Here is an 861-nt window from a genome sequence, read left to right as displayed (position 1 = left end):
TAAAAAGGTTACAAATCCGAGGACGTAATAAGTAAAAGCTAATGAGGTACTTTGAGTCATCTCATCAAAGCCAACAATCTTTGTTGCTATTGTTGATAAAGCAACTAGCAATAAATACAAGCCTACTGAAAAGAGTACAATCCTAGAATATTTCACGATAATCCTTTAGCAATACAACGAGGCTGTAGAATAGCTCTAACAGTCAGATTCAATTAATTAGTTTCTTTAATCTTAACGAGCCTGTAGATTAACTCGTTTTTTATTTTTTTGATAAACAAACCATAGCTGAGTTCCTATTTTGGTTCAATCGTTACTGTATTTCACGTGGAATATAAAAAATTGTTAGCTGTTGCTTTAATTGACGTTTTGGAAGGTATTACTGGAAATTTGGTGTGGGTGTTTTTTTACTCTGGTGGGCAAAATATATTTGTTAAAATAAGCGATGCAGCAGAAAAAACCTAGCAGTTGGGGATCATCATAACGTGGGTAATATTCCGCTTTTATTTTAAAGGAAATTAGGCTCAATGAAGCCGAGTTGTTTAGTATTTTTTAATAAAAATTGTTGTCGCCTATTGATCTATCTATTTTTATTTTCATCTTACCAATACAGTTCTGTTTTTACGTGATTCATTTTCATGAATTTAACTTAACTCACTGCAATTATTGATAATTTCCGTAAAGTTAGAATGGGTGTCATCCTAACTTCATGCTTATAGCCTAAGTAAAAATACACGATTAAAAAGGTTACAAATCCGAGGACGTAATAAGTAAAAGCTAATGAGGTACTTTGAGTCATCTCATCAAAGCCAACAATCTTTGTTGCTATTGTTGATAAAGCAACTAGCAATAAATACAAGCCTA

Annotated in this window: 1 protein-coding gene and 1 pseudogene; one reads left to right on the top strand and one right to left on the bottom strand. The window is 32.2% G+C overall.

Features of this window, described 5'->3' with window-relative positions:
* The first annotated feature begins 324 nt into the window (after window positions 1–324).
* Window positions 325–462: a hypothetical protein gene (locus H5072_RS20575; protein ID WP_182694651.1), complete on the top strand. Its 138-nt coding sequence runs from the start codon at window positions 325–327 to the stop codon at window positions 460–462.
* A gap of 184 nt (window positions 463–646) precedes the next feature.
* On the opposite strand, the pseudogene H5072_RS20985 reads toward H5072_RS20575, so the two are convergent.
* Window positions 647–861, bottom strand: a pseudogene (locus H5072_RS20985) (hypothetical protein); the annotation flags it as partial.

The organism is Pseudoalteromonas sp. SR45-5 (assembly GCF_014163565.1).
GTDB classification, from domain to species: Bacteria; Pseudomonadota; Gammaproteobacteria; order Enterobacterales; family Alteromonadaceae; genus Pseudoalteromonas; species Pseudoalteromonas distincta.
This window is presented reverse-complemented; position numbering and strand designations above follow the sequence as displayed.